The sequence below is a fragment of the Paenibacillus tyrphae genome, assembly GCF_027925525.1.
Lineage (GTDB): Bacteria > Bacillota > Bacilli > Paenibacillales > NBRC-103111 > Paenibacillus_G > Paenibacillus_G tyrfis_B.
This window is the reverse complement of the sequence record NZ_BSDJ01000001.1, coordinates 133,424-154,282: the sequence shown is the minus strand read 5'-3', so window position 1 is coordinate 154,282 and position 20,859 is coordinate 133,424. Positions and strand designations below refer to the sequence as shown.

The window sequence follows — 20,859 nt, the reverse complement described above, 5'->3', positions numbered from 1 at the left end:
CGTGATCCAAGGGCTGTACGAAGCACATTTGCCCGTAAAAGATCTGAAACGATCCATCGCGTTTTATGAACGCATCGGCCTGGAACTGGCGCATCAAGGCCGTGGCTTGGCCTTTTTCTGGATGGAGAAAGGAAAGAGCTGGCTCGGTCTGTGGGAGGCAGAGCAGGTAAACGTCCCGTATCATCCGTCGTTAAGGCATATCGCCTTTCAAGTGGAGCTGGAGGATATAAAGCGGGCCAAGCAGTGGCTTGCGGACAAGGGGATTGAGGTGAGGGAAGCTTTCGGGTTTGCGCCGACGGGTCCCATCGTGTTACCCAACCGGCCGCATGCGCACGCGGCCATTTATTTTGAGGACCCGGACGGCAATTTGCTGGAGTTCATTTGCCCGCTTGAGCTGGACACGTCTTCCTTGACGCAAATGATCTATTTGGAAGAGTGGGAGAATAAGCTCAAGGGATGATAGCATCCATTATGAAGGATGTAATCGATAGATAAATGCGTGGAACACCTTGCAGGTGAGTTTAAATAAACTCTGATGCTCCGGACCCTGCCGGCTTCTCGCGCTTCACCGTATCGAGCCAGAGTCCGACATGATGCTGCACCAGCTCCCGCTGTTCGAGCTGCAGCAGATGGCCGGCTCCGTCCAATACGGCATAGGTCGCACGAGGGAACGATTCGAGCACGGCAAAATGATCCTTGTACCCGCAGATCACATCCTGCCGTCCGAGAAGAAACAACGTCGGCTGCGGAAAACGGCTGTCCTCCGGGATCGGATCGCATTGAAAATGGTACCCTTGCGTACGCCACTCCGAAGACAGAAATGCACGGTCGGCGAGCGGACGCCCCGGCTGCCATTCCTCCCGGAATAGCTCCCAGGTCTCCCGCGATTGCACGGTGGCCAACGTTTCGAAGGCGGCCCGTACCTCCGGATCGAGCTCTGCCAGCAGCGCCTCGTCCCGGACCGGCACGCTTCGTTCGGGGAGGGTGCGGGTCTTCCGGTGAAGCGCCGGGGCGAGAAGACACAGCCCGTCCGCCCGGCGGTGCTCGGCGCGCCAGATCCCCTGCGCCATGTAGCCGCCGAACGACATGCCCATAAGCGCGAACCGCTCGTTGTCCGGCAGGATCGCTCGGAGGCCGTCCAGCAGAACCGACAGCAGGTCGTCTGAGGTTTTCATCCAAGGCTCCACCGGACTCCGTCCGTGTGCCGGAATATCGACATAGATACGCTTCCAGCCCGGCCGCTGTTCGAACAGCGGCTCCATCCACGCCATCATCGACCGGTGGTCGGTCGCCAGCGCATGCAGCACGATCAGCGGGTATCCTTCGCCACGGGTTTCGTAGTATAGAGGCGGATTTGTTTTTTCGGTAGTCATTTTAGCTCTGGCCCACTTTCCTTAGTCAGTCGCCGTTGATAATAAAGCACGGCAGATGCCTTAATTGGCCTTAGTATACTGCAATTCGGAGAATAGAGGAACTGCGATGATTTATTGGCCGAAAATCAGGCGAGCGGGATAAAATTCGACACAAATAACGAACGTTCGTTCCTCTGTGTTGTTGGCGGGTGCACCCGTTTTATAGATAACGCATTAGTGTTCCTTTATTTTTCGAAGATATAGGTTGCAAGCCCTGCTTCCCCGGAGTATGGATAAGTTGAATTCATCCATCTACGGTCCAAGTCACTTTAAGCTTGCCCTTGATCCGGTCCCCGCTCGCTACAATGGCGTACTCGCCGTCGCGGTCGGCGTGGATCGTTCCTCCGAATCCGTGGTCGTCGCGGGAGAGCGGCGGACCCGGCCGGTAGTCGGCGTAATCGTTAGGGCCGCCCGGTCCCCGCACCTGCATGCCGTAGCCGCCGCCTTTGTCCGACTCCCACGTCATGGTAAAGGAAATGATCTGGCCTTTCTTCGCATAAACCGGAATGCTCCGCGTACCGTTCATATAACGGAATTCGGCTTCGTATAACCCTTCTCCTCTCGCTTCCTTCCAATCCTGCTTCACGCCCTCGGGATACGCTGTCTGGACGCCTAGCACGATGAGCGGAAGCGCGAGGCCAAGCAAACCCCGGACCCAAGCCGACCGCCGTCCCAAGCGGCTCCCCGCGTAGAAGAGGAGGGCGAAGACTGCCCCGACCGTACCGGCGATTCCGGTGATGACAAGGCTGCCCGGGAACGGAGCGAGGAACGGTATGATCAAGAAGCACAAAAGTCCGGCGGCCGCATGGAGCAAAGCCTGAACGGCGCTCCTGCGAAAGGCAGGCTTCCAGCGCGCCAGCCCGTCGATGGCGAACGTCACGAGCATGCCGTACCCGTACAGCATCAGCCAAAAAAACATGCCGATGCCAAGACCCGGCGCCGCATTGGGCCGCAGCGCTTCGAACGGCTCGAAGGCGTCAAAGTCGCTTTTCACCCACATGTAGGCGAGCCCTGCAGCAATGCCCAGTCCCGCTCCCGAAAGCTTGCTCAGCACATAAACCGCCGCCTGTTTTCCGTAAGGAAGAAGTCTAGTCTCCATAAGTCCACCCTCTCGTTTAACAATTATGCAACCTTTTTCCATGCCAACCTCGTCTTATCCCTAGTATAATGAATAGAATGCAACAACGAATCCAAGGAGGTACTCATGAAAAAATTTATACTTGGACTGCTCTGCGGAGCCGTGCTTGCCGCTTCTACCGCCGTTTACGCCTCGGATGAAATCCGGGCGACGCTGTTTCCCGTAAAATTGAAATTCAATGGAGAGGTTCGCGATACGGGCTCCCGGTTCGCAATCTTGAATTATGACGGACATACGTATGTACCGCTTCGCTTCATGGCCGAGAACTTGGGAGCCGGGGCTGTCTACGATGAAGAAGCCCGTACCGTCTCGGTCGTTTCCGAGCCGAAGAACGCCAGCGACGCGCAGAAAAAAATATGGGCCGCAACGTACCGCCTCGAACGAGGTATGGAGGCCAAGGATGTGAAAAGCGTGCTGGGCGAACCGTCCTTCCTGACGCTGATCGACAGCTCCAAGCAGCAGTTGTGGCGCTACGACTTTGGAGCAGCGGCCGGCTACAGCAGCGGCGGTCTCAGCGCGGACACCGAAGGCTTGCGCCGTGGCGACTTGGAAGGGCAACTGTTCATTCGTTGGAACGCAGGCGGACAAGTCGACCGGTACGAGCTGTGGACGGTGAAGAAAGCAGCGGACGGCACACGTAGCGTTTCCTCCTTCACCGTATACCCCGACGGCTCCACAAGCGGGTCCGCCGCCACAAACTAGGCTGGAAGCCGGTTCCTTTCGGGGCCGGCTTATTTTTATTGCACGATGAGAGGCCGTCGCTTCCAATAACTTGTGAAATCTATCACATTAGACGCAGGACGAATGCGGTCGGTTGCGGACGTCTGCAAAATTTTGGATGTATGGCGCATAATCATTTCCAATCCTTGGACATACTATCGGTGTTCCGAATTTCCATTCCAGTTCAGGAGGTTTTTATGCACACGCAGCAACGTTTTGCCGCCCACGAATTTCTGGAAACCCAAGAGGCGGTCCGCACGAAAGCGGCGCACATCGAACTGTACGGCGTTTTGTTCTCGATGGCGCAGGATACGCACTTGAAAGATATTTTGTTCAATCAGCAGCGACGGATGCTGGAGGGCTACGATTACGGCATCGGTCTGCTGCAAGGCAGAGGCATCGCCATGACGCCGCATACGCCCGAGCTGCGCATTTACGAAAGACCCCAAGTCGGACTGCAGCGGCCGTCCATGCCTGGGCCGAATCCGAACGCGACGCAGCTGTCGGATCTGTCCATCGCGACAATCGCGCTGAACCTGCACAAAACCGGCTCGGCTGTCGCCATGCTGTGGGCCTGCGAATGCGTTGATCCGCAAATTCGCCAGTACCATGCAACCTCGGCGAACATTTGCCAGGAGATGGCTTGGGAAATGTTCCAATACATGAACTACAAGGGCTTCTACCAAGCCCCGCAGCTGGCCGACCATACGATGCGGACCATGATCCAAGCCGTACAGCCTGCAGAGCCGCAGCAGCCTTACCAGACGCATTTTCAATAATAGCCCCCGCTGCTTTCGGGAAGCCGGTCGTTCTCTTCTTCAAGAGAACCCGGCTTTTTTATGTTGGCCATAGACCCTATATGAAGTTCCTTTCTCGGGAAAAATAAAAATATTCGGCTAAAAAAGGGACAAATTGTTCCTTAACCTAATAGTTTCTTAATAAAGCTCTGTCATAATAGGGATAAAACATTCACCTTAGACGGTTGGGGGTATTGCCTATGGCTAAAGTAATGGTAGTCGATGATGCCGCTTTCATGCGGATGATGCTGCGAACGATGCTGACGGAGGAAGGACACGAAGTGGTGGCGGAAGCGACGAACGGCATGGAGGCGGTCAACACTTATTTAACCGCCAAGCCCGACCTGGTCACGATGGATATTACGATGCCCGAGCTGGACGGAGTTGGAGCGGTCAAAGAAATCCGCAAGCACGACCCGAACGCGAAGATCATTATGTGTTCGGCCATGGGCCAAAAGGGCATGGTGCTGGAAGCCATTACGGCGGGAGCGAAAGATTTTGTCGTCAAGCCGTTTCAAAAAGACCGCGTCATCGAGTCGGTCAACAAGGTGCTTGGCTTGTAACACATCCGGCGGAATCAGGGTTATCGGCCGCCGTATCCATAACGGGCTCGAATCGCATTCTCTTCTTTTAAATGAAAAGCCGGTCGTTTTCGCCCAATGGCGGAACGGCCGGTTTTTTTGCATGCGGTGCAACCTTTTCGTGGTTCGTCAGGTCTAGTGGGTAAATGTTACATAAGACGGGAGGACGAACCGTTGGCTACGATCGTGCGGCATAAACCGAGCGGGCGGAAATATCTTTTTTTGGGCCCGGGATTCGGTGCTTACAAAGCGCAGAGAGCGGGCCTGCTTGGCGGCAATTGGTTTCCGCACGAGGAATCGGGCGAAATCATGGTGGCGGCGGTGTGCGACAAGAACGGAATCATCCGTTGGTTTCCGTCGGATGAGCTGCAGGTACTTGAAGTCGACGGCAAGCCTGTGAGCAACTGGTTCGAGGGCTTGGCCGATCCGGACGCACCGCAGCCGCAAGACGACGTATGCTGCGCACAAGCGGAAGCGACTGAGCAGTGTCCGGCTTGTTTGACACGTGTGACGGCGGAAGAGCGGGAATGCCCGTCCTGCGGACTTACGTTAATGATGGAACCGTGAGCGCGCATCTTTTGCGAAGGGGAAGGGCATGCTAGGAATTGCATTTACCTTCCAATTTGGAAAAGAAAGGCGGTGAAGCGGCCGTGCCATTCGCCAAGATTAACGGAACGACGCTGTACTATAAAGTGAAAGGCTCCGGCGTTCCGATCGTGTTCATTCATCCTCCGATGCTGACGAGCAGCAATTTTGCGGATCAACTGGAGCATCTTTCGGCCAGGTACCAGATTATTGCGTTCGATATTCGCGGCCACGGACAGAGCGGGCAGTCCGCGGAGCGGCTTACATACGGCCTGCTGGCGGAAGACATTTGCGGATTGCTCGACCATTTGGAGCTGAAAAAGGCCTATTTGTGCGGGTATTCGACCGGCGGATCGGTCGCGTTGGAAGCGATGCTCCGCTATCCCGACCGGTTCTACGGGGCGATTCTAATCAGCGCTATGTCGGAATTAAGCGACTGGTACCGGCGCAGCGAGGTTTGGGCAGCAGTCGGGCTAATGGGGCTTCGCGCCAAACGGATTGTCGCGGCGGTCATCGCTTGGGGCAACTCGAACAAATGGAAGACGTTCCGGCGTCTTTACCGCACGGCCACGGAAGGACAGCTGCGGAACGTGAACGACTACTTCAAGTGCAGCCTGACGTACAACTGCACGGAGAAGCTGGGGCAGATTCAAACGCCGGTCCTGCTCCTATACGGGGTGAAAGATAAAGAATTTCACCGGTATGCCCATATCCTTTACCACAGACTGCCCGACAGCACGCTGCATTTCTTGCCCAAGGTCGGCCACCAGCTTCCGACCAAGTCGGCGTCGTTGGTCAATGCGTTAATTCGCAAATGGATCGACGAGCGCCATCCTTGGAAGACGGCGGACAAATCCCGCCAGCAGGTATCGTCCTTGCCGGCTTTTCCCCCGCCGGATGTGCCGCAGGTCGATGAGACGACAGAGGTATAGGCATCTGGCTCGATGATTCTCGCAGGGGAGATATTGCGCATTAATAGCCGAGCGGCGAACAACTAAGCGGTCTACTACGATTGCGTTTAGACTGCTTTTCTCTTATTGCCTTTAATGAAGGAAAGGGGATCGAAAATGGATGTGCAGTTCGCCGAAAAGCAAGTGCAGGGGTGGGCAAAAGCAAGTGTCCGTTCGTTAGGGTTCAAAGGTTCGAAGATCGAAGCGAAGTATATTTGGAATCCGGGAGGATTTGTCAACCAATCCTATCGCTTATCCGACGGCGAAACGGTACGGCATCTGAAGCTTGCGCCAGAACAACGAGCCCCTCGTCTAAAACAATGGGCCATGCGAAGCGGGCATTTGACCGGCCATTATCATGCGCCGCGGTTGATCGAAGAGGTGACTCAAGAAATCGTTCCTGGTCATTGAAAAAGTTCTTGAAGCATTACACCGGCTGCATTCCGATCAAGAGCTCAAAAAGGGGGCCGAGGCCAAAGCTCGCTCGTATTCGGAGGCGTTTGCCGACGGGTATATTACCCGATTTGAGGAAGATTTGCAGACCATCCGATCTGAAAAGCATTTGCTGGACTTCGTGACGGACGACGCGTTAGACTGGTTTGATTCGGAAGTAGAGACGTTAAACCGGCTTGTGCATCAACTGCCTTCTTTTCAAAAGAAAGCGAACGATACCGTACATAACGATATCAACTGGCACAACGTGCTGGTGGAAGAAAACGGCGGTTTCTGGATGATAGACTGGGATGACTTAGCGGTGCATGGAGATGTCGCCATGGATTATTCCGTGTTCCTGTGGCCGTTATACGGATCTGAAGATTGGCCATTTTGGGAAGAGCGGCTCATGGATTTGGAAGGTCGCGAACGATCCGAACGGATGGAGATTTATTTTAGGGCGAAGCTGCTTGACGACGTGATCGATGTTCTTGCCGATTACATTGAAGCGGAGAATATGCCTGAGGTGAAGCAACGGACACAGCAGCGGGCAAAAGACATACATCTTCGCGCTTACCCCGAATATCTTAGACGATATGGCAAGTAGTCTCTATTATTCTTCGCTATTATTCATTGATTTCTCACCCGGCGGCAATCCATGCGATTGCGGCCTTTTTGCGCGCCGCTCGGAGGCGTAGTACAATAGCGAGACGATAAAGAACTGGGAGAGGATGACTAGTTTATGGACCCGATCAAACGAGAAAAGCTGCTGGAGCAGGCCGCCGCTTATGCGAGAGCCGAACTGGAACGAGACAGCAGCGGCCACGATTGGTGGCATATTGTCCGAGTAACCCGCACGGCCAAGCGGCTGGCGGCGGTCGAACGGGCGGACACGTTCATCTGCGAGCTGGCGGCACTGCTGCATGACGTAGCGGATGAAAAGCTGAACCCGAGCAAGGAAGCCGGACTGCAAAAGGTAGAGAACTGGCTCGCCGAAGCGGGAACGGACGAAGCGGACCGCGCTCATGTCATGGACATTATTTCGACGATGTCCTTTGGAGGAGGACATGGTCAGCCGATGCGCACCGCCGAAGGCCGGATCGTGCAGGATGCGGACCGCCTCGATGCGATCGGCGCCATCGGAATCGCCCGGGTGTTCGCTTACGGCGGCTGGAAAGGCCGGCCGATGCACGATCCGGAGCAGCCGGTCAGGGAGAACATGACGCCGGAGGAATACCGCAGTCATCCGGGAACGGCGATCAACCACTTTTACGAGAAGCTGCTGAAGCTCAAAGATTTGATGAATACGGACGCCGCCCGCGCCTTGGCGGAGGAGCGCCACCGCTTTATGGAGCGGTATTTGGAGCAGTTTTATAACGAATGGGATGCCGTGGACGGAGCGCCTGATCCCGCCGGGGAGACCGATTCTCCGGCCGAGACAGCGTCCCGATGACGGTCCAGATCGTCTTCGGTGAGGCAGCGGCAGGCTGTTTAAAGGTTGCTATGGGAACCAGACCCGACAAGTCGGTGATTCATTGGGAAGACGACTTGATGTCGGGTCCTCCGGTTTGCGCGGCCTCGCAGAATTGGGAGGACGTGCGTCTTTGCTGGCGGGAAAGCATCGCCAATGAGGAGGCCCGGCAATACTTGCCGTATCTGAAAAGCAACATGGAAGCTTGGCGGGAATGGCTCTCCCGTCTTTCCGCGAATCCGGTTCCTGTCGTGGTCTGGGCAGCCGACAACGTTTTTGAACAAACCGGGCTTCGCGGCGTGCTTGCTTCCCTGCCGCCCGGCGTTTCCGTATCCGTCATGAACGTCACCGTCGCTTCCGAAGGACGGCTCCGCTATACCGGAGAAGCCGCTCCCGACGAATTGGCTTCGTGGATCGGGAATGCGGAGCCGCTTGTGCCGCGGACCAGAGAGTGGCTTATCCGAGACTGGCGGAGACTGGTGAAAGAAGCGGGCTTGCTTCGTATTTATGAGAATGGTCACCTTCAGACGACGGATGAAAGCTATTTCGACGAAACGATCGTTCAGGTCGTCCGAACCTACAGGCAGAGGCCCAGGGCTGGGTTAAAATCGGACTGCTGATCGGGGAAATTCTTGTTCATGCTTTGGACTGTCCGATTTCGCATAGCTGGATCGAGTATCGGCTTCGCCGTTTAATCGAACGGGGCATTCTCATCTATACGGGTTCACTGGAAGCCATGCATGATTACGCCGTAAAGCTGGCCACGCCTACGCTTGCGGATTCGGTCGGTTAGCCCGCTTCCTACGAGAGCGTGCCCGTTTTACTCGAACTGCTTCAGGAAGCGGCCCATCCGCTCGATCGCCTCGGTCAAATTTTCTACCGAAGAGGCATAGGAGCAGCGGATATGGCCTTCCCCGGCGGAGCCGAGAACGTTGCCGGGCACGACCGCAACCTTCGTTTCCTCCAGCAGACGCCAGGCGAACGCCTCGGACGAAAGGCCCGTGTGCCGGATCGACGGGAAGGCGTAGAAGGCTCCCCGGGGCTCGAAGCAGGGCAGGCCGATCTCTTGGAAGCCTTTCAGCACGAGCCGTCGCCGCTGATTGTACGAGCTGACCATCTCCTTCATTTCCTCCGTGCCGTTCCGGAGCGCTTCGATCGCCGCTTTTTGCACCGTAATCGGCGCGCAGATCATCGTGTATTGATGGATTTTGGTCATCGCGGCGATGACTTCGGGATGGCCGCAAGCGTATCCGAGCCGCCAGCCGGTCATGGCGTACGCCTTGGAGAAGCCGTTCAGCAAAATCGTCCGATCCCGCATCCCCGGCAGCGCCGCAAAGCACGTGTGCTCGCCCTCGTAAGTCAGCTTGTCGTACACCTCGTCGGAAATGACGATCAAGTTATGCTTTTCTACGACTTTGGCAATTTCGAGCAGGTCCTCCCGGGACATCGTCGCGCCGGTCGGATTGTTCGGATAGTTGAACAGCAGCGCCTTGGTCCGCGGCGTGATCGCGGCTTCCACCTGTGCGGCGGTCAGCCGGAAATCGTTGTCCACCGTCGTGGTTATCGGAACCGGCACGCCGCCCGCCATCGTGACGCATGGCCCGTACGAGACGTAGCACGGCTCGGCGATCAGCACCTCGTCCCCAGTATGCACGATTGCGCGCAAAGCGAGATCGACCGCTTCGCTGACCCCGACCGTCACCAGCACCTCGCTGCGGGGCTCGTAATGCACGCCGTAAAATCCATGCAGGTGAGCGGCAATTTCCTCGCGCAGCTCCAGCAAGCCCGCGTTGGACGTATACATCGTGTATCCTTGCCTTAAAGACTGAATCCCTGTTTCCCGGATCGCCCAAGGCGTCACAAAGTCGGGTTCCCCGACGCCGAGCGAAATAATGCCGGTCATCTCCGACGCGAGATCGAAAAACCGCCGGATGCCGGACGGCGGCATATCCCGGATAACGGGGGAGAGGCGTTCGGACCAATTCAAAGTCATAACCATTCACCAGCTTTACATGGATTTGTTCGTGCAAATTTGCAAATAAAAAAGCCCCCGTCCCCAAAAAAGGGACGAGAGCTGTTGCTCACGCGGTACCACCCTCGTTGACTCCACTACATAGGAAGTCCACTCGGTCCTATAACGGCGGAACACCGGCCAACTCCTACGGCTGCTAGCTTCAGAGGGCGACTCCAGGGTGGCTTTCGGCAGGGCTTCTTTCCCGGGCTCGCACCTTCCCCGGGTCGCTTGGAAATACGCCGTGCTTACTTTCCCCATCGTTGTCTTTCACGAAAAATAAATTAACAGTACTATAGCACGGGTCGTTTTCGGCTGTCAATCATCTCTTCGGGCAGCGTCGCCGCGACAACACATTGGACCATCCGAAGTTCAGTCCGCGCCTGTAAGCTCGTTCCAGTTTATGACATGGGTGCAGAGATGCCGGATCAAGCCCGGCTCGTGGCTGACGACGAGCACGCCAAGCTGGCGCTGCCGGGCGATCGCACGCACGGCCTGCCAGATTTGCGCCTGCGTGATCGCATCAAGCATCGTCGTCATCTCGTCAGCGATGAGAAACCGCGTATGCGGCCCGAGCGCCCGCGCGACGCAGAACCGCTGCAGCTCGCCGCCGGACAATTCGCCGGGCCGGCGGCGGAGCCATTCCTGCTCGATGCCCAGCGCCTCCAGCAGCGCGGGATCGGGCTCCCCGCCTTCGCGCAGGACGCGATGCATCGGCCACTTCGGATTCACCGCCTTCTCCGGGTGCTGGAACACGAGCTGCACCGGGTGATAGCCGCTGTGCGGGATCGGGCTGCCGCCTATAGTAATGCGTCCTTCTGGCGGCTCCTCATACCCGGCCAGCAGCCGGCCGAGCGTCGTCTTGCCGCAGCCGCTCGGACCGACGAGGCCGGTCATTTCCCCCGGCGTTAACGTAAAGTCGACACCCCGGAACAGCCATGCGTCCCGGCCGCGCCGGTACCCGAGGCCTCGCGCTTCAAGTCGCATGGATGCACCTCACCGTCCCGCCGCGCAGCTCCCGCATCGCCGGCCGCTCGCGGCTACAATCCGTGCCGGCTGCGGCGCAGCGCGGCGCGAACAAGCAGCCCGGCGGCAGCGCGGACGGATGCGGCTGGACGCCGGGGATCGGCGTGAAGCCGTTCTGCGGCAGCGCCTGCCAGAGCGCCCGGCTGTACGGATGGCGCAGCCGCGCTCCGTCGCCGGAGAAGTCGCCGGCGGGCGCCGTTTCGACCGTCGTCCCGGCATAGAAGACGGCAACGTTGTCCGCGAAGGGAAGCACCGACTCGATGTCGTGAGTGATGAGCAGCACGGCACAGCCTTCATCCGCCAGCTCGCGGAACCGGCTTAGCGTTTCCCGCACCGCCGCGGGGTCGAGACCGGGCGTCGGCTCGTCGGCAATGACGAGCCGCGGGCCGCCGAACGTCGCCGTCGAGACGAGCACCCGCCGCGCCATGCCGCCCGACAGCTGGAACGGGTACCGCCGCTCGGTCCCGGGGGCAAGACGGTAGCGGTCGAAGATGCGTCGGACCGCGGCGTTGGCATCGCCTTCGCGGACCGAGCTCCGCACCTGATCGCCTACCCGCATTAGCGGATCAAGGAAATTGACCGATTGCGGCACCAGCGCAATCTCCTTGCCGCGCAGCGCCTCCTGCCGGGCAGGGGTCAGCGGCTCGTCTTCGTACCGCAGCGTCCCGGAGACGGCTGCGTTGTCCGGCAAGATGCCGAGGATGGCGTGGGCAAGCAGGCTTTTGCCGGAGCCGCTCGATCCGACGACCGCCAGCAGCTCGCCCCGTCCGATCTTGAGGTGCAGGCTGTGGATGACCTCGACCGTGGACTGCCGCAGTCCGCGGTCGTACCGCGTGAAAGCGACAGATAAATCGTTCACTTCAAGTACAGGGACATGAATATTTTGTGGGATAGATTCAGACACGTTGCGCCGAGCCTCCTCTTCGTATCATGCTGCGGGGCCGGATGTACTTCAGCTCTGCGGGTTCCGCGGATCGAGCAGCAGACGCAGACTTTCCCCGGCCCGGTCGAACGCCCGGACGACGATCAGCAGGCAGAGGCCGGGGAAGACGGCCAGCCACCACATGCCGGTCGACAAATACCGCATCGACTCGGACAAAATAATGCCGATCGCCGGCTGGTGCGGCGACAGGCCCAGGCCGATAAACGTCACGCCGGCTTCATGCAGAATCGCATGCGGGAACAGCAGCAGCAGCCCGACGAGCAGCTGTGGCAGCAGGTGAGGCAGCATGTGCCGCGTCGCTACTTGCCAGCGGGACTGCCCGAGCCGCCGCGAAATTTGCACGAATTCGGCGCTGCGCAGCTGCAGCACCTCCGCGCGGATGACCCGCGCCAAGCTCGGCCAATGCGTCAGAGCGACGCCGATCACGATGCCGCGCATGCCGCCGCCGCAGACGAATGCGATCAGAATGAGCGTGACGAGATGCGGCACGCTCAAGAACAAGTCGATCAGCCATGCGACGATCCGGTCGGCCGTCCGGCCCATCGTCGCGGCAATAAGCCCCAGCGCCGTCGCGATGACCACGCTGCAAGCGGCGGCGATCAAGCCGACCTGCACGCTTAGCGCAAGGCCTTTGAGAGTGCGGGTAAACATATCGCGTCCGAGCCAATCGGTGCCGAACGGATGCTGCAGCGACGGCGGAAGATTGCGCCACTCCAGCCGGGTGGACAAGTTGTCCGGGCTGAGCAGCAGCCCGATGAGCAGGGTTCCCAGAATGAGCACGGCCGCGCCGATCGCCGCGATCAGCGCTCGATGTCTCCGGCCGAGCCGCACCCGGGGGCGAAAGTGCGCCGAGCCGCTGGACGTTTGCAGTTTATTCATAACGCCCGTCCCTCCCGGATTCGCGGATCGACCAAGCGGTAGAGCAGATCCGCGATCAAGTTGCCGGTGAACACGAACAATGCGCTGAACAGCACGATGCCGAGCAGCAGCGGAACGTCGCCCCGCAGCCCGGCTTCGACGGTGGCTTGTCCGAGGCCGGGATAGGAAAATACCTGCTCGGCCAAAACCGCCCCGCCGAACAGCTCGCTGAACGCGGTGAACTGCAGCGACAGGGCGGGCAGCGCGATATTGCGCAGGCCGTGCCGCCGGAACATCCGGAAGCCGCGCTCGCCGCGGGCCCGGGCGAACAGCACGTAGTCGCTGGCGAGCACATCGAGCAGCTTTTGCCTCGTGTGCAGCGCAATGTTCGAGATGCCGACGATGCTTAAGGTCAGCGCGGGCAGGATCATATGCTGCACCCGGTCACTCCACGTGACCTCCTGAGCCAGCACCCCGGCAGGGACGCCCAACGCCACCGGAAACCAGCCGAGCCACACCCCGAACAGCAGAAGCAGCAGCAAGCCCATCCAGAACGCGGGCGTGGAGGCCAGCGTATAGCAGTACCATTGGATCAGCCGGTCGATCCACGTATCTTTCTTCATCGCGGCCAAGCTGCCTGCCGCAAAGCCGAGCAGGCCGGACAGCAGCCAGGCGGCGAACATCAGCGCCAGCGAACCTGCGAATCGCTCTCCGATCACCTCCGCCACCGGCCGGCGGTAAATCATCGAGGTGCCGAGGTCGCCCTGCAGCAGGGCCGTCCCCCAACTCGCGAAACGTTCGGCCGGCGGCTTGTCGAGTCCCCAATGCTCGGCGATCTGCTGCCGCTGCTCCGGGCTCACCCGCATCATGTCGGCCCCGACGTAGGCTTGTATCGGATCGATGGGGGAGGCGCTGACGAGCACGAAGGAAATCGCGCTGATTGCCGCCAGCAAAGTGACCAGCCGGACCGCTTTCAAGCCTAAAAACGTAAGCAAGCTGCGCATCGTCTCATAACCTCATTTTCCGGGCCTAGTTGTTCCATTTCCATTCTTCGATATTGTCCGTAACCGGCCAGCCGTGGCCGTGCGGATGAATGCGCTGCTTCCCGATATCCAGCTTGTCCTTGACCAGATACAGGTGGTCAATGTTGACCAGCCAAGCCCATGGCGCGTCGCCCTGCGCACTGACGCCGGTCGTACCGTCCCACTGGGCTTTTTTCCAAAATTCCCAGGCGTCCTCTTCTTTCGTGGCCCGGAGCGCCTTGTCCATCCAAGCATCGACCGTCGGATTGCTGTAATACCCGTTGTTGTAATATTCGACGCCGCGGTATTTGCTGCTGTATACGTTGTACATTTCGAGCGGATCGTTGCTGCCCCAGCCCATCATGACGGCGCTGGAATGCATCAGCTTCTTGATATCGTCCCAGCTCTTGCCATCGACGTTGACTTGAATGCCGACCGGCTTCAGCATGTCGGCCACAGCGAGCGCCAGCGATTGCCGCGTCACGTCGCCCGAAGGGTAGATGAGCGGGAATTGCGCTTTGAGCGCCCCCTTCTCCAAGATGCCGTCGCCGTCGGCGTCTTTCCAGCCCGCCTCCGCGAGCAGCTTTTTCGCGCCTTCGACATCGACGTCGGGAGTGACCGTCTGCGGATTCCACCAGGGCAACCCGTCGTTGATGGTGTAGGCCGGCGTGCCGTGCCCTTCCAGTACGCCTTGGACGAGCGCTTTGCGGTCGATCGCCGTGTTGACGGCTTTGCGGATCGCGATATCGGCCGTTACATCGTTGCCGATGGGATTGCCGTCCTTCGTGGTACTCCCGGAACGGGGATAAGGGAACACGATGCCCCGGTTGTCTACGGTATGTACGGCTTCGACCCGCATCCCGGCGACCGGCTGCTTGCTGAAGGCGGCGGGGATGTAAGCGGCGTCCACTTTTCCGGCCTTGGCGGCGGCATAAGCGGCATCTTCGTTCACGAACAGAAACGTCAGCTTTTTGAAAAACGGCTTCGGCCCGTAATAATCGGGATTCGCCTCGACGATGACCTGCTGGCCCCGGTCCCATTGCACGAGCTTGTACGGTCCGGACCCGACCGGCTTCTGGGCGTAGTCTTGGCCGTGGGCATGCTTCGGCACGATGCCCGTCTGCACGAGCAGCGTCAGGAACGTCGATTGCGGCTCCTTGAGCGTAAACTTGACTGTGGCGTCGTCCGCGGCTTCGACGCTCTTCATATTCGTGAGATCGATAATGGAGCCGTTTTTGGACGCCGTTTCGAACGTATACTGCACGTCGGCGGCGGTTACCGGCTTGCCGTCGGAAAACTTCGCGTCGTTCCGCAGCTTGACGGTCCATACGGTCCCGTCGCCGCTTACCTCGTAGCCGGTGGCCAGATCGTTTACAATTTTCATTTCGGCATTGCGCTTCAGCAGCGTGCTTTGAAACAGCGGCGAGCCGTACCGTCCCCAGCCGGTGGTCGGATCGAAGCCGGCTTCCGGCTCGGAGCCGACGGCCAAGATTAACTCGTCCTTCGTGGCGGCAACCGGTGGTTCTTCCTTTTTAGCGGTCGGGGTGGTGCATCCGGTTAAGATCAGGCCAAGGATAAGTCCCCATACGATCACCCTGAGCATTGCGGGCTTGTTCACGTTTTCTCAACTCCAAATCCGTAGTTATCTTATCGTCTTTCTCTATCGTGTTACGATTAAATAATATTGTAGCACACGCTATAGGGGGAGTCACTACGAACGTACAAAAAAGTCGGCCGGAAGGGCGCCGTGGTCGGATTTGCGCACCCGTTGGACTTTTCGCAGCTGTCTTGAAGGAAGCGGTCGTCCCCGAATCAGGGAAATGCAGCCTTATTTTCGAGGCGCCTTAAGCTATCATCCGGTTTAGAATAGCGTAGGAAATGGAAAACTAAAGCAGGACGGCTGCTTGAAAAAAAATGCAATTCACCCGTTGACATAGGGTAGGGGGGTATAGTAATATGAAACCAAGAGGAGGGAACACAATGGATAACATTACGGAGGCGGAACATTGCTGCTCCACAGACAGCGAGAGAAAAAGCCATCATTCCGATAAAGTCAAAGCCAACCTCATCACGCGATTGAACCGCATCGAAGGCCAGATCCGGGGTGTGAAGGGCTTGATCGAGAAAGACACGTATTGCGACGACGTCCTTAACCAGATCGCCGCGATCCAATCGGCACTGAACGGCGTCGGCAAGCTGCTGCTCGAAGGTCATATGAAGTCCTGTGTGATCGAACGCATTCAAGCAGGCGAGCACGAAGTCGTTGAAGAGCTGCTTACCACCATCCAAAAATTAATGAAATAAGGAGAGATCCCCTATGCAAACCATTACGTTAAAAGTCGAAGGCATGTCCTGCAATCATTGTGTGAATTCCATCGAGGGCGCTTTGAAGAACATCGGCGCAACCGGCAAGGTCGACTTGGCCGCAAAATCCGTTCAAGTGCAGTATGAGGAGTCGAAAACGAATCCGGATGCGATCAAAGCCGCGATCGAAGACCAAGGCTACGACGTGGTTTAATCCGCGATTCACCGGGTTTTGCCGAGGTGCGGCTCCGGCCGCTCTCTTTTTTTGATTAAAATATACCCCATACGGGTATATTGAGGAGAGGTGCTTAGCTATGGAACAGCGATTGGAACAACAACAGCAGCCGGATCAGCAGCAAGCCTCGCTTGCCATTACGGGCATGACCTGCGCAGCCTGCGCGAACCGGATCGAGAAGGGCTTGAACAAGCTGCCCGGCGTCGGGAAAGCGACCGTGAATTTTGCGTTGGAGACAGCCCACGTCGAATACTCCGGGCAGGCGGTATCGGTTGACGAGATGATCCGGAAGGTCGAGCAGCTCGGCTACAAAGCGGGGCTGAAGGAGGAGCGGCAGGACGACGGCGACCACCGGCAAAAAGAAATTGCCGCCCACCGCACGAAGCTGATCTTCTCCGCCATTCTTTCGTTCCCGCTGCTATGGGCGATGGTCAGCCACTTTTCGTTCACTTCGTGGATTTACTTGCCGGAAGCGCTGATGAATCCGTGGGTGCAGCTTGCGCTCGCGACGCCGGTGCAGTTCATCATCGGTTTGCCGTTCTATACCGGAGCTTACAAAGCGCTGCGCAACAAGAGCGCGAACATGGACGTACTCGTCGCGCTGGGCACGTCGGCGGCTTATTTTTACAGTCTGTATCTGACGCTGGAATGGGCCGCGGCCGGCTCCCTGTCGCACCATGGCATGCCTTCCATGTATTACGAGACGAGCGCCGTGCTGATCACGTTGATCGTGATGGGCAAATGGTTCGAGGCGCTGGCGAAGGGCCGCTCCTCGGAAGCGATCAAGAAGCTAATGGGCCTGCAGGCCAAAACGGCGCTTGTCGTCCGCGACGGCGTCGAGCTGAGCGTGCCGGTGGAAGAGGTGTTGGCTGGAGACGTCGTGCTGGTGAAGCCGGGCGAGAAAATTCCGGTTGACGGCCTCGTCCTCGACGGCATGTCGGCGGTCGACGAATCGATGCTGACCGGCGAAAGCATTCCGGTTGAGAAAAAGCCGGGCGACGCCGTCATTGGCGCCACCGTCAACCGGAACGGCAGCCTGCGGATCCAAGCGACCAAGGTCGGCAAAGAAACGGCGCTGGCGCAAATCATCCGGGTCGTCGAAGACGCGCAGGGCTCGAAGGCGCCGATCCAGCGGGTGGCCGACCGGATCTCCGGCATCTTCGTGCCGATCGTCGTCGGGATTGCGGTGCTTACGTTTTTGATCTGGTATTTTGCGGTTGTTCCGGGCGAATTCGCCAATGCGCTGGAGAAAGCGATCGCCGTCCTCGTCATTGCATGTCCTTGCGCCCTGGGGCTCGCGACGCCGACCTCCATCATGGCCGGATCGGGCCGCGCGGCGGAGTTCGGGATTTTGTTCAAGGGCGGAGAGCATCTGGAATCGATGCACCGGATCGATACGATCGTGCTGGATAAAACCGGAACAGTCACCAAAGGTAAACCGGAGCTGACCGATGTGCGCATCGAAGCTGCGGACGAAGCGACGGTTCTGCGCTTGGTCGCTGCCGCAGAGAAGCAATCCGAGCACCCGCTGGCGGAAGCGATTGTGGAAGGCATCCGCTCGAAAGGCATCGCATTCTCCAAAGCGGAGCGGTTCGAAGCGATTCCGGGCTATGGCATCGCCGCCGTCGTCGAAGGGCGCGAGGTGCTGGTCGGCACACGCAAGCTGCTGCGGCGCGAAGGGATCGAATTCGCGCAGGCCGAGGGGACGATGGAGCGGCTGGAGTCGGAAGGCAAAACCGCCATGCTGATCGCCGTGGACCGGCAGTATGCCGGCATGGTCGCGGTAGCCGACGCGGTCAAAGAAACGTCACAAGAAGCGATTGCCCGCTTGAAGCAGGGAGGCATCGAGGTCATCATGATCACCGGCGACAACCGCCGGACGGCGGAGGCGATCGCCCGCCAGGTAGGCATCGACCGCGTGCTGGCCGAGGTGCTGCCGGAAGGGAAGGCGGCTGAAGTCAAGAAGCTGCAGGCGGAAGGGCGCAAGGTCGCCATGGTCGGCGACGGCATCAACGATGCGCCGGCGCTTGCGACGGCCGACGTCGGGATCGCCGTCGGCACGGGGACGGACATCGCCATCGAAGCGGCCGACGTGACGCTCATGCAGGGCGATCTCATCCGCTTGCCGGACGCCGCGGCGATGAGCCGGAAAACGATGGCCAACATCAAGCAAAATCTGTTCTGGGCGCTTGCGTACAATACGCTCGGTATTCCGATCGCAGCGCTGGGCTTTCTTGCCCCGTGGGTGGCGGGAGCCGCGATGGCGCTAAGCTCGGTGTCGGTGGTGCTCAACGCGCTCCGATTGCAGAAGGTGAAGCTCTAAAAGTCTGGTGAATAACGAGTGGAGCAACCGAAAGCATTCTGTAGAAACGAAGTGTTCGCCTTTGTTTCCGGATTTCAACCTAAAGAGGGGTTGCATAATCCGGAAATCCGGGAACAACAGCGATCGGAAGAATGCTTTGGTTGCGCAGCGCCAGTTATTCACCGGACTTGCAGGTAGAGCGGAAGGCGGGTGCCCGGTTACCGGGCGCCCTTCTTTCGGTGAATACGGAGGAATCGGAAAGGAGCTGCAAAGCCGCGGTGAACAAGACGATTCTCATGGTCGACGACGAGGCGAAAATCAGGGATGTCGTCGCTTCGTATTTGCAAAAGGACGGGTACCGCACGCTGGAGTCCGCGAGCGGCTCGGAAGCGTTGGACGTGCTGGAGCGGGAGGCGGTCGATCTCGTCATCCTGGACCTGATGCTGCCCGATATGTCCGGCGAGGAGGTATGCCGGCGTATCCGGCAAAGGTCCTCGCTGCCGGTCTTGATGCTGACGGCCAAGGTGTCCGAGAACGACCGGGTGACTGGGTTGTCCATCGGCGCGGACGACTACGTGCTGAAGCCGTTCAGTCCGCGGGAGGTGGCCGCCCGGGTCCGGGCGATCCTGCGCCGCACGCAGGACGACGCTTTGCTGGCGGACCGGATGGCGTTCGGTGACGGCGAGCTGGTTATTCTCACGTTAAAGCGCGAAGTATACAAGGATGGCGATCCGGTTGCTCTGACGCCCAACGAATACAAGCTGCTGCTTACGCTTGCCCGTCACCCGGAGCGCTGCTTCACGAGAGACGAGCTGATCGTGAAGGTGCTCGGCTTCGACTTCGAAGGCGACGAGCGCACGATAGATCAGCATGTCAAAAACTTGCGGCAGAAGATCGAGCCGGTGCCGAAAGCGCCGCGGTATATCGTAACGGTGTACGGCGCAGGGTACCGGTTTGCCGGAGGGGCTTGGCCGTGAGAGGGCTGTATGCCAGATTTGCGCTCGTGTTTATCGGATTAACGTGCGGGATTTTGATCATGGCGCTCACGGTGCTGCTGGTGCAAGCGCATCGCCATTTTGTGATGTATCAGCAGCAGGCGGCGGCGAGCGCGGATATGGTGACGTTCAACGCGCATCTGGAGCAGGCGATTGTCCAGTCGGTCGTCTGGATTGCCGCCGGAGGCATTGTTTTGGCGGCCTTGGCCGGCTTGTACGCGGCGAAACGGATGGCTGCGCCGCTCATGGCGATGAAAGCGATGGCGGTCCGCATGGCCGGGGGCGAGCTGGAGGCCCGCACGGAGGTTCGCGGGAACGACGAGCTGGCCGACTTGGCACAGGCGATTAACGCGCTGGCTGCGCAATTGGAGAAGCAGGAGCGCCTGCGGAAGACGATGACGGCTGACGTCGCCCATGAGCTTCGCACCCCGCTGGCCACTTTGAAGAGCCATATGGAAGCGATGATGGACGGCGTCTGGGAGCCGACGCAGGTCCGGCTCGCGGCATGTCATGAGGAGGTCGAGCGGCTGAGTCATCTGGTCGGCGATTTGGAGCAGCTGACGCAGATGGACTCGCCTCATTTTCGGCTTCGCCTCCAGACAGAAGATTTGTCGGCCATCACCGCTCAGAGCGTGGAGACCGTCAAAGCCGCTTTTGCGCAAAAAGAAGTTGCCCTACGGTTCGCTGTTCCAGCACAACCGGTGCTTGTCCAAGCGGACCGGCGGCGGATCGGGCAAATTTTGGCTAATGTGCTCAGCAACGCCTGGAAGTACACGCCATCCGGAGGCCAGGTCGAGGTGACGGTGGAGCACGCCAATGACGAGGCGCGGGTCGTCGTCGCGGATACCGGGATCGGCATTTCCGCCGAGGAACTGCCTTATGTGTTCGAGCGGTTCTACCGTACGGACAAGTCGCGGAATCGCAGTACGGGAGGTAGCGGCATCGGGCTGACCATCGCCCGGAGACTGGCGGAAGCGCACGGCGGACGCATGGAAATCGAGAGCGAGGTCGGCCGAGGGACGGCGGTGCGGATTTGTTTTCCGGGTTAAAGCGCGGCGGAGAGTGATAATCTTCACA

24 protein-coding genes and 1 other annotated feature are annotated in these 20,859 nt (G+C 58.9%); of the genes, 16 read left to right on the top strand and 8 right to left on the bottom strand.

The window, feature by feature from the left end:
* Position 1: 1 nt before the first annotated feature.
* Positions 2-460 carry a VOC family protein gene (locus QMG93_RS00730; protein WP_281932985.1) on the top strand — a complete coding sequence of 153 codons (459 nt, stop codon included), beginning with the start codon at positions 2-4 and terminating at the stop codon, positions 458-460.
* A 61-nt stretch (positions 461-521) separates the two neighbouring features.
* On the opposite strand, the gene QMG93_RS00725 is transcribed toward QMG93_RS00730, so the two are convergent.
* Positions 522-1,373: an alpha/beta fold hydrolase gene (locus tag QMG93_RS00725; RefSeq protein ID WP_281932984.1), complete on the bottom strand. Its 852-nt coding sequence runs from the start codon at positions 1,371-1,373 to the stop codon at positions 522-524.
* A gap of 283 nt (positions 1,374-1,656) precedes the next feature.
* Positions 1,657-2,511, bottom strand: coding sequence for a hypothetical protein (locus QMG93_RS00720; protein ID WP_281932983.1), 855 nt, complete (start codon positions 2,509-2,511; stop codon positions 1,657-1,659).
* A gap of 105 nt (positions 2,512-2,616) precedes the next feature.
* On the opposite strand from QMG93_RS00720, the gene QMG93_RS00715 reads away from it, so the two are divergent.
* The 10 genes from QMG93_RS00715 (at position 2,617) to QMG93_RS00670 (ending at position 8,879) form a co-directional block, all read left to right on the top strand.
* Positions 2,617-3,252 (top strand): stalk domain-containing protein, encoded by a 636-nt coding sequence (locus QMG93_RS00715; protein WP_281932982.1) that lies wholly within the window; start codon positions 2,617-2,619, stop codon positions 3,250-3,252.
* Positions 3,253-3,467: 215 nt separating this feature from the next.
* Positions 3,468-4,049, top strand: coding sequence for a spore coat protein (locus QMG93_RS00710; RefSeq protein WP_281932981.1), 582 nt, complete (start codon positions 3,468-3,470; stop codon positions 4,047-4,049).
* Positions 4,050-4,267: 218 nt separating this feature from the next.
* On the top strand, positions 4,268-4,630 hold the full coding sequence (locus tag QMG93_RS00705) for a response regulator (protein WP_281932980.1): 363 nt from the start codon (positions 4,268-4,270) through the stop codon (positions 4,628-4,630).
* A gap of 192 nt (positions 4,631-4,822) precedes the next feature.
* Positions 4,823-5,215 (top strand): hypothetical protein, encoded by a 393-nt coding sequence (locus QMG93_RS00700; RefSeq protein ID WP_281932979.1) that lies wholly within the window; start codon positions 4,823-4,825, stop codon positions 5,213-5,215.
* Positions 5,216-5,298: 83 nt separating this feature from the next.
* Positions 5,299-6,165: an alpha/beta fold hydrolase gene (locus QMG93_RS00695; RefSeq protein WP_281932978.1), complete on the top strand. Its 867-nt coding sequence runs from the start codon at positions 5,299-5,301 to the stop codon at positions 6,163-6,165.
* Between the two features lie 135 nt (positions 6,166-6,300).
* Complete coding sequence (locus QMG93_RS00690) at positions 6,301-6,594, top strand: hypothetical protein (protein WP_281932977.1); 294 nt, start codon at positions 6,301-6,303, stop codon at positions 6,592-6,594.
* Between the two features lie 124 nt (positions 6,595-6,718).
* Positions 6,719-7,222, top strand: a complete 504-nt coding sequence (locus tag QMG93_RS00685) for a phosphotransferase (protein ID WP_281932976.1) — start codon at positions 6,719-6,721, stop codon at positions 7,220-7,222.
* 135 nt (positions 7,223-7,357) lie between these two features.
* Positions 7,358-8,068, top strand: a complete 711-nt coding sequence (locus QMG93_RS00680) for an HD domain-containing protein (RefSeq protein ID WP_281932975.1) — start codon at positions 7,358-7,360, stop codon at positions 8,066-8,068.
* Positions 8,065-8,706, top strand: a complete 642-nt coding sequence (locus QMG93_RS00675; RefSeq protein ID WP_281932974.1) for a DUF1835 domain-containing protein — start codon at positions 8,065-8,067, stop codon at positions 8,704-8,706. The genes QMG93_RS00680 and QMG93_RS00675 overlap by 4 nt, the downstream gene beginning before the upstream one ends.
* A 23-nt stretch (positions 8,707-8,729) precedes the next feature.
* The gene (locus tag QMG93_RS00670) at positions 8,730-8,879 is read left to right on the top strand and encodes a DUF3658 domain-containing protein (RefSeq protein WP_281932973.1); all 150 of its coding nucleotides are present in this window, start codon (positions 8,730-8,732) and stop codon (positions 8,877-8,879) included.
* 27 nt (positions 8,880-8,906) lie between these two features.
* Here the strand turns inward: QMG93_RS00670 and QMG93_RS00665 are convergent, their stop codons facing one another.
* The 6 genes from QMG93_RS00665 to QMG93_RS00640 all read right to left on the bottom strand — a co-directional run bounded on the left by QMG93_RS00665 (position 8,907) and on the right by QMG93_RS00640 (position 15,549).
* The gene (locus QMG93_RS00665) at positions 8,907-10,079 is read right to left on the bottom strand and encodes an aminotransferase class I/II-fold pyridoxal phosphate-dependent enzyme (protein WP_281932972.1); all 1,173 of its coding nucleotides are present in this window, start codon (positions 10,077-10,079) and stop codon (positions 8,907-8,909) included.
* Between the two features lie 67 nt (positions 10,080-10,146).
* Positions 10,147-10,370 (bottom strand) — a binding site (T-box leader).
* A 99-nt stretch (positions 10,371-10,469) separates the two neighbouring features.
* Entirely contained in the window at positions 10,470-11,084 is a 615-nt protein-coding gene (locus tag QMG93_RS00660) for an ABC transporter ATP-binding protein (protein WP_281932971.1), read from the bottom strand.
* Entirely contained in the window at positions 11,074-12,027 is a 954-nt protein-coding gene (locus QMG93_RS00655; RefSeq protein ID WP_281932970.1) for an ABC transporter ATP-binding protein, read from the bottom strand. The genes QMG93_RS00660 and QMG93_RS00655 overlap by 11 nt, the downstream gene beginning before the upstream one ends.
* A gap of 48 nt (positions 12,028-12,075) precedes the next feature.
* A complete protein-coding gene (locus tag QMG93_RS00650; RefSeq protein ID WP_281932969.1) occupies positions 12,076-12,945 on the bottom strand; it encodes an ABC transporter permease in 870 nt (289 codons plus the stop codon).
* A complete protein-coding gene (locus QMG93_RS00645; protein WP_281932968.1) occupies positions 12,942-13,928 on the bottom strand; it encodes an ABC transporter permease in 987 nt (328 codons plus the stop codon). Before QMG93_RS00645 ends, QMG93_RS00650 begins: the two co-directional genes overlap by 4 nt.
* Positions 13,929-13,953: 25 nt before the next feature.
* Positions 13,954-15,549: an ABC transporter substrate-binding protein gene (locus tag QMG93_RS00640; RefSeq protein ID WP_413789248.1), complete on the bottom strand. Its 1,596-nt coding sequence runs from the start codon at positions 15,547-15,549 to the stop codon at positions 13,954-13,956.
* 377 nt (positions 15,550-15,926) lie between these two features.
* On the opposite strand from QMG93_RS00640, the gene QMG93_RS00635 reads away from it, so the two are divergent.
* The 5 genes from QMG93_RS00635 to QMG93_RS00615 all read left to right on the top strand — a co-directional run bounded on the left by QMG93_RS00635 (position 15,927) and on the right by QMG93_RS00615 (position 20,831).
* Positions 15,927-16,250, top strand: coding sequence for a metal-sensitive transcriptional regulator (locus tag QMG93_RS00635; protein WP_036686215.1), 324 nt, complete (start codon positions 15,927-15,929; stop codon positions 16,248-16,250).
* Between the two features lie 13 nt (positions 16,251-16,263).
* A complete protein-coding gene (locus tag QMG93_RS00630) occupies positions 16,264-16,464 on the top strand; it encodes a copper ion binding protein (protein ID WP_010493235.1) in 201 nt (66 codons plus the stop codon).
* A gap of 100 nt (positions 16,465-16,564) precedes the next feature.
* The gene (locus QMG93_RS00625) at positions 16,565-18,808 is read left to right on the top strand and encodes a heavy metal translocating P-type ATPase (RefSeq protein ID WP_281932966.1); all 2,244 of its coding nucleotides are present in this window, start codon (positions 16,565-16,567) and stop codon (positions 18,806-18,808) included.
* 275 nt (positions 18,809-19,083) lie between these two features.
* Positions 19,084-19,764, top strand: coding sequence for a response regulator transcription factor (locus tag QMG93_RS00620; RefSeq protein ID WP_281933267.1), 681 nt, complete (start codon positions 19,084-19,086; stop codon positions 19,762-19,764).
* Positions 19,761-20,831 carry a sensor histidine kinase gene (locus QMG93_RS00615; protein WP_281932965.1) on the top strand — a complete coding sequence of 357 codons (1,071 nt, stop codon included), beginning with the start codon at positions 19,761-19,763 and terminating at the stop codon, positions 20,829-20,831. Before QMG93_RS00620 ends, QMG93_RS00615 begins: the two co-directional genes overlap by 4 nt.
* The last annotated feature ends 28 nt before the right edge of the window (positions 20,832-20,859 follow it).